Genomic DNA, 14,950 nt, shown 5'->3' with positions numbered 1-14,950 from the left:
GCCCGAACGGGGCCATCTTGCTGTCGTGACCAGATCTGCAAAACCGCAGCAGACGTACATAAGTAAGCTCACACTTACGAATTTCCGCAACTATGCGGCGTTGGCAATCGACCTTGATCCCGGCGCTGTGGTTTTCTCCGGCGACAATGGCGCCGGCAAGACCAATCTGCTTGAAGCGATCTCGCTGCTCACGCCGGGCCGCGGCCTGCGCCGCGCACCCTATTCCGAGGTGGCGCGCGAAGGCGGCGACGGTGGCTTTGCGCTGCATGCCCGGCTTGACGGGCCGGAAGGCCAGGTCGAGATCGGTACCGGAATATCGGGCAGCGACGGCGAAGCCGGCCGGCGGGTGCGGATCAACGGCGCGACGGCACGCTCAGCCGAAGACATGCTGGAATGGCTGCGCGTGGTCTGGCTGACACCGGCGATGGACGGCCTGTTCCCCGGGCCGGCTGCCGACCGCCGGCGCTTCCTAGACCGGCTGGTGCTGGCGATCGATCCTGGCCACGGCCAGCGCGCGCTTGACTACGAAAAGGCAATGCGCGGCCGCAACAGACTGCTCGCCGACGGTTCACGCGACGGTGCCTGGTTCGATGCGATCGAGATGCAAATGGCCGAGACCGGCGTGGCGATTGCCGCGGCGCGTGCCGAACTGGTGCGCCTGCTCGCCGCCATGATCGACCGGCTGCCCGGCGACGGACCGTTTCCGCAAGCCGACATCGGCATCTCTGGCGAACTGGAAGGCGAACTCGGTATTTTGCCGGCCGTCGACGTAGAGGAACGGTTCCGTCGTGCGCTTGCCCAGGGGCGCGACCGCGACCGCACCGCCGGACGCACGCTCGACGGCCCGCACCGTTCCGACCTCGTGGTGCGCCACCGGCCCAAGGCGATGCCGGCCGAGCTCTGTTCGACCGGCGAGCAGAAGGCGCTGCTGGTCGGCATTGTCTTGTCGCATGCGCGGCTAACCGGCGAGATGTCGGGCATGACACCGATCCTGCTGCTCGACGAGATCGCCGCCCATCTCGACGGCGGTCGACGGGCGGCCTTGTTCTCGATCCTGGAGGAACTAAACTGCCAGGCCTTCATGACCGGGACCGATGCCGCGTTGTTTGACAGCCTCAAGGGACGCGCGCAATTCCTGACCGTCGATCACGGCAAGGTCGGGCCGACCATTTGAATTTCGTCCATGGCGCATTTCTGAGCTGCATGCATTGACGCCTGACAAGCTTTTTCCTCCGTTATATGGTCCGGCGATGATCACAGCCGCCCTCACCGATGAAGAGCTCGAACGCTACGCCCGCCACATCGTGCTGCCCGAGATCGGCGGCGCCGGCCAGCAGCGGCTGAAGCGGGCGCGGGTGCTCGTCATTGGCGCCGGCGGATTGGGAGCGCCGGTGCTCGAATATCTCGCCGCCGCAGGGATTGGCACTCTCGGTATCGTCGACGACGACATCGTTTCGCTTTCCAACCTGCAACGACAAGTGATCCACGCCACGGGCGATGTCGGGGTGGCGAAAACCGACAGCGCCAGAGCGGCGATCATCCGCATCAATCCAAACGTCGTCGTGGAAGAGCACAATTTCAGGCTGACCGTGGACAACGCCCCTACCCTCATTGCCCGTTATGACATCGTCGTTGACGGCTCCGACAATTTCGAGACACGCTACGCGGTGGCCGACGCCTGCGCCGCGGAAAGCCGGCCGCTCGTGCATGCCGCCGTTGGCCGCTTCGACGGCTCGGTCACCGTACTGAAGCCATTCGAAACCGGCCCGGACGGCAAGTTGAACCCAAGCTACCGCGATCTCTTTCCCGAGGCGCCGCCGCCGGGACTGGTGCCATCCTGCGCGGTGGCCGGCATTGTCGGCGCGCTGACCGGGGTCATCGGCACGCTGCAAGCCATGGAAGCGATCAAGCTGATCACCGGGATTGGCGAGCCGCTGGTCGGACGACTGCTGCTCTACGATGCGCTGGCGGCACGCTTCGACACGATCCGCTACAAGCGAACCAGCCCGTGAGCCTGCCTGCCGACGTTTCCACCGTGCAGCTTGCGGCCGATTTCGACCGTTGGGACGAGGTGCTGGCGCTGGTCATGCGGGCCTTCGCCTTTATGGACGGGGTTATTGACCCGCCGTCCTCGGCGCATCGGCTCACCGTTGAAAATCTCAGGGCTAGAGCGCTGGAGGAGACAGCATTCCTGGCGCTGAAGGAAAACGAGATCGTCGGTTGCGTCTTCATCCTGAAGCGCGCAGACGAGCTCTATGTTGGAAAGCTCGCGGTCGAGCCGGTTCTTCAGGGACAAGGCATTGGAAAACAGCTGATGCAGGCCGTCGAAGATCTTGCCCGCAGCCACAACAGGACCGCCATCGAGCTCCAGACCCGGATCGAGCTGACCGGAAATCACGCAGCCTTTGCCCGCCTCGGTTTTCGTGAAACCGAACGGACAGCGCACAAGGGCTACGAGCGGCCGACCTCAATCACCATGCGCAAGGCGTTTTCGTAAGCCAACGCTATCCAACGACGAACGCGCGGTTGCCGCGGCAAGACCGTGTCGGCGTGACGGCAGGTCACGCCCTCAACGGCAGCACGCGGTCGGGCGGGCGATGACCATCGAAGAAGGCGCGGATATTGATGATCACCTTCTCGCCCATGTCGATACGGCCTTCGAGCGTCGCCGAACCCATATGCGGCAACAGCACGACCTTGCCTTTGTGGGCAAGCTTCAGCAGCTTGCTGTTCAGCGCCGGCTCGTGCTCGTAGACGTCGAGGCCGGCGCCGGCGATCTTGCCGTCATGGATGAGCTTGATCAGCGATTCCTCATCGATGATATCTCCGCGCGCGGTGTTGACTATGTAAGCGGACGGTTGCAGAAGCGCCAGCCGCCGTGCCGAAAGCAGATGGAAAGTTGCCGGTGTCGATGGGCAATTGACCGAGATAATGTCCATACGGGCAAGCATCTGGTCGAGGCTTTCCCAATACGTGGCTTCCAACTCCTCCTCGATTGCCGGCAGCACGCGGTGGCGGTTGTGGTAGTGGATCGAGAGGCCAAAGGCCTTGGCGCGCCTGGCGACGGCAGTGCCGATGCGACCCATGCCGACAATGCCGAGCCGTTTGCCCCAGATGCGACGGCCGAGCATCCAGGTCGGCGACCAGCCCGCCCATTTCTTATCGCCGGTCAGCACGTTGGCGCCTTCGGCCAGCCGCCGCGGTACGGCCAGCATCAGCGCCATGGTCATGTCGGCCGTATCTTCGGTCAACACGTTCGGCGTGTTGGTGACGGTGATGCCTTTCTTGGCCGCTGCCGCAACGTCGATCTTGTCGACGCCATTGCCGAAGTTGGCGATCAGCTTGAGGTTGTCGCCGGCCTGGGCAATCAGCGCCGCGTCGATATTGTCGGTCACAGTCGGCACCAGCACGTCGGCCTCCTTGACCGCCGCCACCAGTTCCGGCTGCGTCATCGGCCTGTCCTCCACATTCAAGCGGGCGTCGAACAACTCGCGCATGCGGGTCTCGACTAGGTCGGGCAACTTGCGCGTGATGACGACGAGGGGCTTCTTTTTGCCTGCCATTGTTTCCTCGAACTCGATCTCGTTGAGACCTCTTTAACCAAGAACGGCGAAACTGAGAGCCGATCGCGGTACCGGTCATCCATGTAACAAGCGGTTCCGCCGAAGACAAAGAAAAATGGGCGCGAAGGCCGATGGGTGGGCGCCGAAAGGAACGAAAGTGTCTGGTTTCGCGTCGCTCCGCCTGACCCTCAGTGCAGCATTCCTCGGCGCTCTCATCCATAGCCCACTGGTGATGGCGCAAAGTGCCGCCGCACCCGCCCAGAGCGTCACGCTCGGACCAAGCGGCTTGCCGCTGCCGCGCTTCGTCAGCCTGAAATCCGGCCGCGTCAACTCGCGCGTTGGGCCGGGCGTCAATTATTCCGTCGACTGGATGTATATGAAGCCAGGCCTGCCGATGGAGATCATCCAGGAGTTCGATACGTGGCGCCGTGTGCGTGATGCCGACGGCTCGGAAGGCTGGATCAATCAGTCGCTGCTTTCGGGCCGTCGCACGGCGATCGTCGCCCCCTGGCAGCGCGGCAAGGACGCTCGCGTCAACCTCCTTGACGACCCGGCAAAAGATGCAGGCGTCATCGCGATCCTCGAACCGGGGGTAATGGGCACGATCAAGTCCTGCGATGGCCAATGGTGCGAAATGACCTTCGACGGCCATACCGGCTGGCTCGCACAGTCGCTCGTCTGGGGTGCCTATCCCGGCGAAAAGGTCAAGAACTGACCTTTCCGAACCGGAGGTCAGGCCAGCGCTGCAAGCACCGGATCGGCATTTGTTTCGCTGATCTTCGGTTCGGGGATGGTTTAGCGGCCGATGCGGCCGAGATGGGTATCCTGGAAACTGCTCGACAGCTTCAAACCATAGCCCAGAGCGCGGTCGATGGCGATGTGGGCGATCCAGATCAGCGCGACAGCTATCGCCATTGCATTGTCAAAGACGCTGCCGACAAGCGCCAGCAGAACGGGCAAGATCAGTATGTGCAAGGCGTTGTAGGCGACGGCCCCGACGCGCGGCCCGGCCATGTAACCCAGCATCGACAGGTCGGGCGCCAGAATGAGCACGGCAAACAGCCACCAGGAAACACCGGCGATTGCATAGAAGACAAGAGCCGCCACCGCGACGGCGACCCATTCGAGCCGGAGCGTCAAATCCAGGAATTTCATAAGGCGCCGGTCAGTCGCAGCGTTTCGGACGCAGTCTCACCACGATATCGACATTGGCGATCTCCATGCCCTCCGGCGGTTCCGGCAGGTTGGAAACCGTCACCGGGCCGCTGTCGATATCGAAGATCCTGTTTTCGCCCTCGATATAGAAATGATGGTGATCGGAGGTGTTGGTGTCGAAATAAGTCTTCGATCCCTCGACGGCAAGGATGCGCAGAAGACCGGCCTGGGTAAACTGGTGCAGAGCATTGTAGACGGTGGCCAGAGACACCGGCACGCCGGCGGCAAGCGCCTCCTCGTGCAGTTCCTCGGCCGAAAGATGGCGGTCGCCCTTGGCGAAAAGCAGATCGGCCAGCGCGATGCGCTGGCGTGTCGGCCTCAGACCGGCCTCGCGAACCCGCTTGTCCACAGCGACATTATCCTTCCGGCAACCCAGATCCATCTATCCGTCGCGCTCACAGTTCCGCCTCAGACAGGTCCAAAATGGCAGAAATTGAGCATCTGCCGAAACTGGACGTGTCCTGACATATATTCTGTCGACCGAATGCGATCAATAGCGCGCATTGACCCGGGCAGACGGGCAGGTTAAGCGCAAGCGCCGGTTTCCGGCCTGAAACAGATTGTGTTAGGAAACCACCGACAAGGGCGCCTATCGCCCGGGACGATCACGGGGACGAGATTGATGGCGGGTTCGAAATCCAGCTACGGTTACGAGGAATTGCTTGCCTGCGCCCGCGGCGAGCTGTTCGGACCGGGAAATGCGCAGCTGCCCTATCCGCCGATGCTGATGTTCGACCGCATCACCGAGATCAGCGAGACCGGCGGTGCGTTCGACAAGGGTTTCATCCGCGCGGAATTCGATATCAAGCCGGATTTGTGGTTTTTCGCCTGCCATTTCATCGGTAATCCGATCATGCCAGGATGCCTAGGCCTGGACGCCATGTGGCAGTTGACGGGGTTCTATCTCGGATGGCTCGGTGAACCCGGCAAGGGGATGGCGCTGTCGACCGGTGAGGTGAGGTTCAAAGGCATGGTCACGCCTTCGGTCAAGAAGGTGGAGTATGGCGTCGACTTCAAGCGAGTGATGCGCGGTCGGCTTGTGCTTGGCATCGCCGATGGCTGGCTGAAGGCAGATGGCGAGCCCATATACGCGGCAACGGATCTGAAGGTCGGTCTGTCCAAGCAATCGGCCGCCGTCTGAACGAAGACCCTACAGTACGACGTCTTGGACGTCTGATGAACGCTGTAGCACTTTAATTTTGCGCATGGTTCCATTCCGGAAATTGATTTCAGGTTCGGGGTCCGCGCTGGAAGGAGTTGCGAATGAGACGGGTCGTAGTCACAGGTCTCGGCATCGTGTCGTCGATAGGCAACAATGCCAACGAGGTGCAGACCTCGCTGCACGATGCCAGATCCGGCATCAGCTTCTCCGACTCTTTCGCCGAGCATGGCTTCCGTTGCCGGGTGTGGGGTGCGCCGACGCTGGACCCATCGGGCATGATCGACCGTCGCGCCATGCGCTTCCTGTCGCAGGGTGCTGCCTGGAACCATGTCGCAATGGACCAGGCGATCGCAGACGCCGGCCTCGACGGGGCCGACATCACCAACGAGCGCACCGGTATCGTGATGGGCTCCGGCGGACCGTCGACCCGTGCAATCGTCGAGGCGGCCGAGACCACGATCAAAAACGGCAGCCCCAAGCGGATCGGGCCGTTCGCGGTGCCAAAAGCGATGTCGTCGACCGCGTCGGCGACGCTTGCCACCTGGTTCAAGATCCACGGTGTCAACTATTCGATCTCATCGGCCTGCTCGACGTCTGCGCATTGCATCGGCAATGGCTACGAGCTGATCCAGTGGGGCAAGCAGGACATCGTCTTCGCCGGCGGCCATGAGGATCTCGACTGGACGATGTCGGATCTCTTCGATGCCATGGGCGCCATGTCGTCCAAGTTCAACGACAGGGCATCGGTCGCCTCACGCGCCTACGACGTCGATCGCGACGGTTTCGTCATTGCCGGCGGCGCCGGCGTGCTGATTCTTGAAGAGCTCGGGCATGCCAAGGCACGCGGCGCCAAGATCTATGCCGAGATCGTCGGCTATGGCGCGACATCGGACGGCTACGACATGGTGGCGCCGTCGGGCGAAGGCGCGGCGCGCTGCATGAAGCAGGCGCTCGCAACGGTGTCCTCGCCGGTCGACTACATCAATACGCACGGCACCTCGACGCCGGTCGGCGACTCCAAGGAAATGGGCGCCATCCGCGAGGTGTTCGGCGAGAAGATGCCTTTCATCACGTCGACCAAATCGCTAACCGGCCATTCTCTGGGCGCCGCCGGCGTGCAGGAATCGATCTACTCGATCCTGATGATGCAAGGCGGCTTCATCGGCGAGAGCGCCCACATTGAGAACCTCGATCCGGAATTCGAGGGCATGCCGATCGTGCGCAAGCGCATCGACGATGCAAGGATCGACACCGTTTTGTCCAATTCGTTCGGTTTCGGTGGCACCAACGCAACGCTGATTTTCCAGCGCTATTCCGCATAAGGATTTGCCGACCATGGACGGATTGATGAAGGGCAAGCGCGGGCTTGTCATGGGTGTTGCCAACGATCATTCGATCGCCTGGGGTATCGCCCGCAAACTGTCCGAACATGGCGCGGACCTCGCCTTCACCTATCAGGGCGAGGCCTTCGGGCGCCGGGTCAAGCCGCTCGCCGAGAAATTGGGCGCATCCCTGGTGGTGCCTTGCGACGTCGAGGACAGCGTGTCGGTCGCCGCGACTTTCGAGACTTTGGGGAAGGCGTGGGGCGGGCTGGATTTCGTCGTCCATGCAATCGGCTTTTCCGACAAGAACGAGCTGAAAGGCCTCTACGCCGACACGAGCCGCGACAACTTCATCCGCACAATGGTGATCTCCTGCTACTCCTTCACCGAGATCGCCCGTCACGCCGCCACATTGATGAAGGATAGCGGTTCGATGATCACGCTGACCTATGCCGGTTCGGTCCGTGTCATGCCGAACTACAACGTTATGGGTGTCGCCAAGGCGGGGCTGGAGGCCAGCGTCCGCTATCTCGCCAACGACTACGGCCCGCGCGGCATCAGGGTGAACGGCATATCGGCGGGACCGGTACGGACGCTTGCGGGCGCTGGGATTTCCGACGCACGCCACATGTTCTCCTACCAGCAGCGCAACTCGCCGCTACGTCGTACAGTGACGATCGACGAAGTCGGCGGCTCCGCGCTCTATTTGCTGTCCGACCTGTCCTCCGGCGTCACCGGCGAAATCCACTATGTCGATTCCGGCTATCACATCGTTTCCATGCCGACGCTTGACGAATTGAAGCAGACCGACGGCGGGCGGGAATAGCGCGAGCGACGTATCGCCGGCTTGCCCCGCAGGATTTCAGCGTCGCGCCGATAAGACCTTGAACATGCCGTCGCGGGCGAGCTCCGCATGGCTGGAGAAGGCGGCCGCCAGCACCGGTTCGTAGGGAAGCTGACGGTTTGCCACCATGAACAGCCGGCCGCCGGGCTTCAGCGCCTTGCCTGCCGCGCGGATCATGCCGGCACCGATTTCCGGCTCAGTCGCCCGGCTGCGGTGAAAGGGCGGGTTCATGACGACCACGTCGTAGCGGCGCTCGACCGGTTCGCTCAAAAGATCTATCCAGAAGAAACGTGGCTCCACGCCTGTGTTGCCGACATTGGCCTTGGCCGCCTCCAGCGCCTCGAAATCCGCTTCGTAAAGGTCAAGCGCCGATATGCCGGGTGAGCGGGCGGCGACTTCGGCGGCGACATAGCCCCAACCGGCACAGAAATCCGCAACGCTGCCACGCAGATCGTTGGGCAGATTTTCGACCAGCAGCTTCGATCCGGCATCGATCTTGTCGAAGGAAAACATGCCTGGGGCCGTGCGGAAGCGGTCCTCGACCACCAAGTCCGGATTGGCGGCGCGAAGCGTTGCCGCGGCAACGGTATCGGCCGGCCGGCGAAACCAGAAGGCAATGCCGTGATGCTTCGGCAGGTGGCCTTCGAGCGGCACAAGGGCGCCGACATGCTTGCGCAGGCTGGCGATTCCATCGTCCTTGCTGCCGGCGACGACGATCAACCCGCCTGGTGCTGCGCGTTCGACCGCTTCGGCAACGCGCAACTCGTTTTGGCCGCGATGGCGGCCAGCGAGCACAAATGCCGCGTCGAAAGCCTCGCCTTCGACCTGCGGCGTGACCGCGAAGCCGGACGCCTGCAAGGCGCGAAAGTGCGGCCTGAAGCCTTGGACAAGATGAAGCTTGGCATCAAACCCTTCCGGCAAGCGAAAGCCGGGCTCGGCACCGAGAAAGAGTATGCGTTCATCCTTTCGTGGCAGGGAAACAGCACCGGCCTCGAACGGATGGAAAAGCGTTTTCAGCGGCTCGGCGGACATTCACCACTCTTGAACTGCAAGGCTGTTGTTGAAACGCAAACGGGCGCGACCTTCCGGCGCGCCCGCTTCGATTGCATAGTTAGATCAGCTTAGGCGGCGTTTTCTTCGCCTTCGCTCTTCTTGTCGCGCACGATTTCCTTGCCGGTGGCCTGGTCGACGACCTTCATCGACAGGCGGACCTTGCCGCGCTCGTCGAAGCCCATCAGCTTGACCCAGACCTTGTCGCCTTCCTTGACCACATCGGAGGTCTTGGCAACGCGGTCATTGGCGAGTTGCGAGATGTGGACGAGGCCGTCACGCGGACCGAAGAAATTGACGAAGGCGCCGAAGTCGGCGGTCTTGACGACCGTGCCTTCGTAGATTTCACCGACTTCCGGCTCGGCGACGATGGTGTGTATCCACTTCTTCGCCGCCTCGATCTCCTTGGCATTGGCCGAGGCGATCTTGACGGTGCCGTCGTCCTCGATGTTGATTTTGGCGCCGGTCTTTTCGACGATCTCGCGGATGACCTTGCCGCCCGAGCCGATCACGTCGCGGATCTTGTCGGTCGGGATGTGCATGACCTCGATGCGCGGCGCGAACTCGCCGAGCTCGGCACGTGCGCCGGACAGCGCGTGGGCCATTTCGCCGAGAATGTGCTGACGGCCATCCTTGGCCTGGTCGAGGGCGATCTTCATGATCTCCTCGGTGATGCCCTCGATCTTGATGTCCATCTGCAGCGAGGTGATGCCGTAGGCGGTGCCGGCAACCTTGAAGTCCATGTCGCCGAGGTGGTCCTCGTCGCCAAGGATGTCGGAGAGCACGGCGAAGCGCTCGCCTTCCTTGATCAGGCCCATCGCAATGCCGGCGACCGGCTTGGCAAGCGGCACGCCGGCATCCATCAGAGCCAGCGAGGTGCCGCAGACGGTAGCCATTGACGACGAGCCGTTGGACTCGGTGATCTCCGAAACGACGCGCAACGTATAGGGGAACTGGTCGGCGGTCGGAAGCATCGGCCGGATGGCGCGCCAGGCGAGCTTGCCATGGCCGATTTCGCGGCGGCCCGGCGAACCCATGCGGCCGGTTTCACCGACCGAATAGGGAGGGAAGTTGTAGTGCAGGAGGAACTTCTCCTTGTACATGCCGGTCAACGAATCGACATACTGCTCGTCCTCGCCGGTGCCGAGCGTGGCGACAACCAGTGCCTGGGTCTCGCCGCGAGTGAACAGCGCCGAGCCGTGCGTGCGCGGCAGGACGCCGACTTCCGAGACGATCTTGCGGACCGTCTTCAGGTCGCGGCCGTCGATGCGCGAGCCGGTGTCGAGGATGTTCCAGCGCACGACCTTGGCCTGGAGCTCCTTGAACACGGTGCCGATCTGTTCGGACGTGTATTTGGCCTCTTCGCCTTCTGCCGGCGCGAACGCGGCCTTGACCTTCGCCTTGACGGCGTCGACGGCGGCATAGCGCTTCTGCTTGTCGGTGATCTTGTAGGCGTCGCGAAGCTCGCCTTCGACGATCTTGAGCATCTCGGCTTCAAGTGCGGAATAGTCCGGCGCGGTGAAGTCGCGCGGGTCCTTGGCCGCGACTTCAGCCAGCTTGATGATCGCGTCGATCACCGGCTGGAAGCCCCTGTGGCCGAACATGACGGCGCCAAGCATAAGGTCCTCGCCGAGTTCCTTGGCTTCGGACTCGACCATCAGCACGGCGTCGGCGGTGCCGGCGACGACCAGGTCGAGCTTCGATTCCTGCATCTCGTCGACATGCGGGTTGAGCACATATTCGCCGTTGATGTAGCCGACGCGGGCGCCGCCAACCGGGCCCATGAACGGCACGCCGGACAAGGTCAGGGCGGCGGAGGTGGCGACGATCGACAGGATGTCCGGGTCATTTTCGAGATCGTGCTGGACGACGGTGACGACGATCTGGGTGTCGTTCTTGTAGCCTTCGGCGAAGAGCGGGCGGATCGGGCGGTCGATCAGGCGGGAAACCAGCGTTTCCTTCTCGCTCGGACGGCCTTCACGCTTGAAATAACCACCCGGGATCTTGCCGGCGGCGTAAGTCTTTTCCTGGTAGTTGACCGTCAGCGGGAAGAAATCGAGGCCGGGTTTCGGCTCTTTCATCGAGACGACGGTGGCGAGAACCTTGGTTTCGCCGTAGGTGGCCAGCACCGCGCCATCAGCCTGACGCGCGATCTTGCCGGTTTCGAGAATGAGCGGGCGGCCGCCCCATTCGATTTCCACTTTGTGGTAATTGAACATGTCTTGTCCTTCGTATGCGGAAAGGGCCGCGCCGTTTCAGCGTGCGCGGATGCCCCTTTCCCTTGGCTTCCTTTCTCGGGCAGCCACGGGCAAGACAACGGGAGGCTCGGCTTATTCGGCGCGGTGCCGCACGAGCGTCCTGCAATCCTGCCCCATGACCGTCCATGGGCGGTTTCGAGCGGCCCTCTGCTGTTTCGAAACCGGGTTGGCCAATCGATCCGAGTGGCCTTGCGCGTGAACCCGAAAACCAGGTTTTCGGAAAATATCCTGCGCAAATCTAAACTTCAGAGCGTCCTTTGCGCATCCAAACCGATGCGCGGCGCTCTACTTCCTTCCTACTTCCTTCATGGAGCCTTGGATGACCCGATGCTCCAATGCGCGACCGGCGGGCTCTCGAAAGAACCCGCCGGTCAATTCGTCAACGGCGCAGACCGAGCTTCTCGATCAGCGTCTGATAGCGCGCGTCGTCCTTGCGCTTGAGATAATCAAGCAGGCTGCGGCGCTGGGAAACGAGAGCGAGCAGACCACGGCGGGAATGGTTATCCTTCTTGTGGTCCTTGAAATGGTCGGTCAGGTTCTTGATGCGCTCCGAAAGGATGGCCACCTGGACTTCCGGAGACCCGGTATCGCCCTTGGCGGTTGCGAATTCGCCCATCAATTCCTTCTTGCGTTCGGCAGTAATCGACATCGTGTTTTTCCTTGTCTGTTTGAGGAAACGGGACGCCCTCAGCCGGGATGTCGTCCAGCAGGGGCCGGTGCAAGCAACGCGTCAAAGCGCGAGGCTGCGGCGCATATAGTGCAATTCCGACAAAAAGGCCAGCCTAATTCACAAGCCGGCTTTTTGCTGCATAAACGGGCACTTCCGCCTAGTCAGAGCCATTTCTTCCATTTGAAGTACGCAAAGAGCCCGACCGCAACAAGCGCCATGAAGACGAGCGACAGGGGATAGCCGTAATAGGCTTTCAGCTCCGGCATGTTCCAGGGCGAGGTGTCGGGGTCGAAATTCATGCCCCATACGCCGACGAGAAAGGTAAGCGGCATGAAGATCACCGAGACGATCGTCAGATAGCTGATGACGTCGTTGGTGCGCGCCTGGCTGAGCGACAAGTGCATCTCGATCAGGCCGGTCAGCATGTCGCGCTGGGTTTCGACCAGTTCGATCAATCGCAGCGAATGATCGAGCGTGTCGTTCAGAAATATCTTGGTTTCGGCCTTCACATAAGAGACGTCGTTGCGGATCATGGTCGCCAGCGCGTCGCGCATCGGCCAAAGCACGCCCTTCAGCACATTGGCATCGCGCCGCAATTCGTGAAGCTGCCGCATCTGATGCTTGTGCGCCTGGTTCAGCATCTGGTCCTCAATGCTGTCGACCAATTCGCCGGCAGCCTCGATCGGCGGGAAATAGCTGTCGACGATGGCGTCGATCAAAGCATAGGCGAGATAGTCGGCGCCGCGCGAGCGCAAGCGGTTGGGCACCGAGCTTGCGATCCGCTTGCGGACGGGATCGAACGGGTCGCCTTCGCGCTCCTGAAAGGTGACGACGAAGTTCCTGCCGAAGAAGACGGCGATCTGTTCGTAGCGATGCGCGGTGACATCGTCGATCATCCTGACGACGACAAAGGCATGGTCCTCGAAGAAATCCACCTTCGGCCGCTGGCCGGTGTTGACGACATCTTCCAGCGCCAACGGATGCAGGTTGAAGATCCGGCCGATCTCCTCGATCAGCTGGATGTTGGCGAGGCCTGTGCAATCGAGCCAGATAACCGGCCAATTGTGGCAATGGGTGTTGACGTCGTCGATGCTGGCATTGTCGATGGTCTTGAACTTTTCGGGCGAGATCAATGTCAGCCTGAGCTCGGAACGGCGTGCCGCCGGGTCGGCGATCAGCGTGCCGGGCGAAGCCCCGACGGGCGGCCGCCGTGTGTTGAGCACCGCCCGCTTCCTGCCCGTCTCAGCCTTTGCCATGTGCCCCCTCGAATGCAGCGTCGGTGCCGCGCATCCCTTCGGACGGCAAACGACGCCGTCGCCCTGTTGATTTAGCGCATGATCCTTTCGCAAAATAGAATCCGGTTGGAGATCATGCGCCGCGAGACAGCTGTTACCCGATAAAGACCCGCTTTGGCTTGAACATGCCTTGCTCGATGGCGCCGATGGCGACCAGCTTGCCGCGCGCGGTGGCGCAGGCCTCCTCCGCTTCTACCGGCGCGTCACGGCCGCGAATGATGACCGGATTGCCGAGGCGGATTTTGGTTGCCGCATCATCGCTGATCGCGACCTGCGGCAGGCATTCGAGCGCGGCGGCGGTGTCGACCAGAAGTGCATCGATGGCACCGAAGTCGATCGGGGCGTCTGCTGCTTGCGGCTCGCCCTGCTCGCCGAAGCGGGCGGCTTCCAGCTCGGCCAGCGTAACGAAATCTTCCTGCGTGAACGGCTCGACCTCGACCCGCCGCAGCTCGGCGATGTGACCAAAGCAGCCAAGGTCGCGGCCCATGTCGCGCGCCAGCGAGCGGACATAGGTGCCCTTGCCGCATTCGACCTCGAAGATGGTGCGATCGGCCATGTGCTCGACCAGATCGAGCCGGCCGATCTCGACCTCGCGTGCCGGAATGTCGATCGTCTCGCCATCGCGGGCAAGGTCGTAGGCGCGCTCGCCGGCGATCTTGATCGCCGAAAATTGCGGCGGCGTCTGCATGATGACGCCGGTATATTTCGAAAGCAGCGCCCGTACGTCGGCTTCCGCCGGACGGCGGTCCGAGCTTTTGGTCGCCGGGCCTTCGAGGTCGTCGGTCGAACGCTCCTCGCCCCAGGCAACCGTGAAGCGGTAGACCTTGGCGCCGTCCTGGACGTATGGCACGGTCTTGGTCGCTTCGCCGAGCGCGATCGGCAGCATGCCGGACGCCAGCGGGTCGAGCGTGCCGGCATGGCCGGCCTTTTCCGCCTGGAACAGCCATTTGATCTTGGAGACGGCTTCAGTCGAGCCCATGCCGACCGGCTTGTCCAGTACCAGCCAGCCCGAGATCGGCCGGCCCTTCTTCTTGCCGCGACGCGCCACTATTCGCTGTCCTTCCGGTCGTCTTTGTCTTTGTCGTCGGCGCTGAGATCGCGCGCCACTTCGGGCGAGTGCAGCAACTCGTTTATCTTCTGGAAATTGTCGTAGCTGGTGTCGAGCCGGAAGCGGAATTCCGGCATGTACTTCATCTGGCGCAGCGCGCCGGAGACGCGGCCGCGCACGAACTTCGCATGCTTGTTGAGCGCCTCGATCACCGCCCCGGCATCCTTGGCGCCGAGCGGCGAAACGAAGGCGGTGGCGATCTTGAGATCGGGCGACATGCGCACTTCCGAGACCGAAACCACCGTGTTCTCGATCAGCGGATCGAGGATCTCGCCGCGCTGCAAGGTCTCGGACAGCGCATGGCGCACCTGCTCGCCGACACGCAGCATGCGCTGGGATGGGCCAGCCGTTGATGGTCTAGGCATAAAAATTCTTCCTTCGCGCGGGTTCAAACCGCCTCAAGCCGCCCACTTAGCGCTGTTGAACTGGCTTGGCTACCCTTGGGAACCTGCGTTAATTGGTC

At 62.2% G+C, this 14,950-nt stretch carries 16 protein-coding genes; 7 read left to right on the top strand and 9 right to left on the bottom strand.

Translation table 11 applies throughout. The features are described from left to right. Nucleotides 1-25: 25 nt before the first annotated feature. The 3 genes from recF to NKI70_RS22565 all read left to right on the top strand — a co-directional run bounded on the left by recF (nt 26) and on the right by NKI70_RS22565 (nt 2,497). Nucleotides 26-1,174, top strand: coding sequence for a DNA replication/repair protein RecF (gene recF / locus NKI70_RS22575; RefSeq protein ID WP_023676919.1), 1,149 nt, complete (start codon nt 26-28; stop codon nt 1,172-1,174). A 76-nt stretch (nt 1,175-1,250) separates the two neighbouring features. Continuing rightward, nucleotides 1,251-2,012 carry a molybdopterin-synthase adenylyltransferase MoeB gene (locus tag NKI70_RS22570; RefSeq protein ID WP_031211813.1) on the top strand — a complete coding sequence of 254 codons (762 nt, stop codon included), beginning with the start codon at nt 1,251-1,253 and terminating at the stop codon, nt 2,010-2,012. Further along, entirely contained in the window at nt 2,009-2,497 is a 489-nt protein-coding gene (locus NKI70_RS22565) for a GNAT family N-acetyltransferase (protein ID WP_023676917.1), read from the top strand. The genes NKI70_RS22570 and NKI70_RS22565 overlap by 4 nt, the downstream gene beginning before the upstream one ends. A 64-nt stretch (nt 2,498-2,561) precedes the next feature. On the opposite strand, the gene NKI70_RS22560 is transcribed toward NKI70_RS22565, so the two are convergent. Beyond that, nucleotides 2,562-3,563, bottom strand: a complete 1,002-nt coding sequence (locus NKI70_RS22560; RefSeq protein WP_023676916.1) for a 2-hydroxyacid dehydrogenase — start codon at nt 3,561-3,563, stop codon at nt 2,562-2,564. A 157-nt stretch (nt 3,564-3,720) separates the two neighbouring features. On the opposite strand from NKI70_RS22560, the gene NKI70_RS22555 reads away from it, so the two are divergent. Beyond that, nucleotides 3,721-4,278, top strand: coding sequence for an SH3 domain-containing protein (locus NKI70_RS22555; RefSeq protein ID WP_023676915.1), 558 nt, complete (start codon nt 3,721-3,723; stop codon nt 4,276-4,278). A gap of 80 nt (nt 4,279-4,358) precedes the next feature. Here the strand turns inward: NKI70_RS22555 and NKI70_RS22550 are convergent, their stop codons facing one another. Then, nucleotides 4,359-4,718, bottom strand: coding sequence for a DUF4260 domain-containing protein (locus tag NKI70_RS22550; protein ID WP_023676914.1), 360 nt, complete (start codon nt 4,716-4,718; stop codon nt 4,359-4,361). A gap of 10 nt (nt 4,719-4,728) precedes the next feature. Next, nucleotides 4,729-5,160: an iron response transcriptional regulator IrrA gene (gene irrA, locus NKI70_RS22545; RefSeq protein WP_023676913.1), complete on the bottom strand. Its 432-nt coding sequence runs from the start codon at nt 5,158-5,160 to the stop codon at nt 4,729-4,731. Nucleotides 5,161-5,400: 240 nt separating this feature from the next. Here irrA and fabA point away from each other — a divergent pair, with 240 nt between their 5' ends. The 3 genes from fabA to fabI all read left to right on the top strand — a co-directional run bounded on the left by fabA (nt 5,401) and on the right by fabI (nt 8,088). Then, nucleotides 5,401-5,919 (top strand): 3-hydroxyacyl-[acyl-carrier-protein] dehydratase FabA, encoded by a 519-nt coding sequence (fabA, locus tag NKI70_RS22540; RefSeq protein WP_023676912.1) that lies wholly within the window; start codon nt 5,401-5,403, stop codon nt 5,917-5,919. A 122-nt stretch (nt 5,920-6,041) separates the two neighbouring features. After that, nucleotides 6,042-7,262, top strand: a complete 1,221-nt coding sequence (fabB, locus tag NKI70_RS22535) for a beta-ketoacyl-ACP synthase I (protein ID WP_352570342.1) — start codon at nt 6,042-6,044, stop codon at nt 7,260-7,262. 13 nt (nt 7,263-7,275) lie between these two features. Continuing rightward, nucleotides 7,276-8,088, top strand: a complete 813-nt coding sequence (fabI, locus tag NKI70_RS22530) for an enoyl-ACP reductase FabI (RefSeq protein ID WP_023676910.1) — start codon at nt 7,276-7,278, stop codon at nt 8,086-8,088. A gap of 36 nt (nt 8,089-8,124) precedes the next feature. Here fabI and NKI70_RS22525 read toward each other — a convergent pair whose 3' ends face one another. The 6 genes from NKI70_RS22525 to rbfA all read right to left on the bottom strand — a co-directional run bounded on the left by NKI70_RS22525 (nt 8,125) and on the right by rbfA (nt 14,852). Beyond that, on the bottom strand, nt 8,125-9,138 hold the full coding sequence (locus NKI70_RS22525) for a class I SAM-dependent methyltransferase (RefSeq protein WP_352455121.1): 1,014 nt from the start codon (nt 9,136-9,138) through the stop codon (nt 8,125-8,127). A gap of 89 nt (nt 9,139-9,227) precedes the next feature. After that, nucleotides 9,228-11,375 (bottom strand): polyribonucleotide nucleotidyltransferase, encoded by a 2,148-nt coding sequence (pnp, locus tag NKI70_RS22520; protein ID WP_292654001.1) that lies wholly within the window; start codon nt 11,373-11,375, stop codon nt 9,228-9,230. A gap of 418 nt (nt 11,376-11,793) precedes the next feature. Continuing rightward, complete coding sequence (rpsO, locus tag NKI70_RS22515; protein ID WP_280940423.1) at nt 11,794-12,105, bottom strand: 30S ribosomal protein S15; 312 nt, start codon at nt 12,103-12,105, stop codon at nt 11,794-11,796. A 140-nt stretch (nt 12,106-12,245) separates the two neighbouring features. After that, nucleotides 12,246-13,340: a magnesium/cobalt transporter CorA gene (corA, locus tag NKI70_RS22510; protein WP_023676906.1), complete on the bottom strand. Its 1,095-nt coding sequence runs from the start codon at nt 13,338-13,340 to the stop codon at nt 12,246-12,248. Nucleotides 13,341-13,473: 133 nt separating this feature from the next. Continuing rightward, nucleotides 13,474-14,427, bottom strand: coding sequence for a tRNA pseudouridine(55) synthase TruB (truB, locus tag NKI70_RS22505; RefSeq protein WP_023676905.1), 954 nt, complete (start codon nt 14,425-14,427; stop codon nt 13,474-13,476). Next, complete coding sequence (rbfA, locus tag NKI70_RS22500) at nt 14,427-14,852, bottom strand: 30S ribosome-binding factor RbfA (protein WP_352613883.1); 426 nt, start codon at nt 14,850-14,852, stop codon at nt 14,427-14,429. The genes truB and rbfA overlap by 1 nt, the downstream gene beginning before the upstream one ends. Nucleotides 14,853-14,950: the final 98 nt, after the last annotated feature.

This window comes from Mesorhizobium sp. M0500 (assembly GCF_040321165.1).
Taxonomy (GTDB): Bacteria; Pseudomonadota; Alphaproteobacteria; order Rhizobiales; family Rhizobiaceae; genus Mesorhizobium.
The sequence above is the reverse complement of the archived record's forward strand: the minus strand, read 5'-3'. Positions and strand labels throughout refer to the sequence as shown.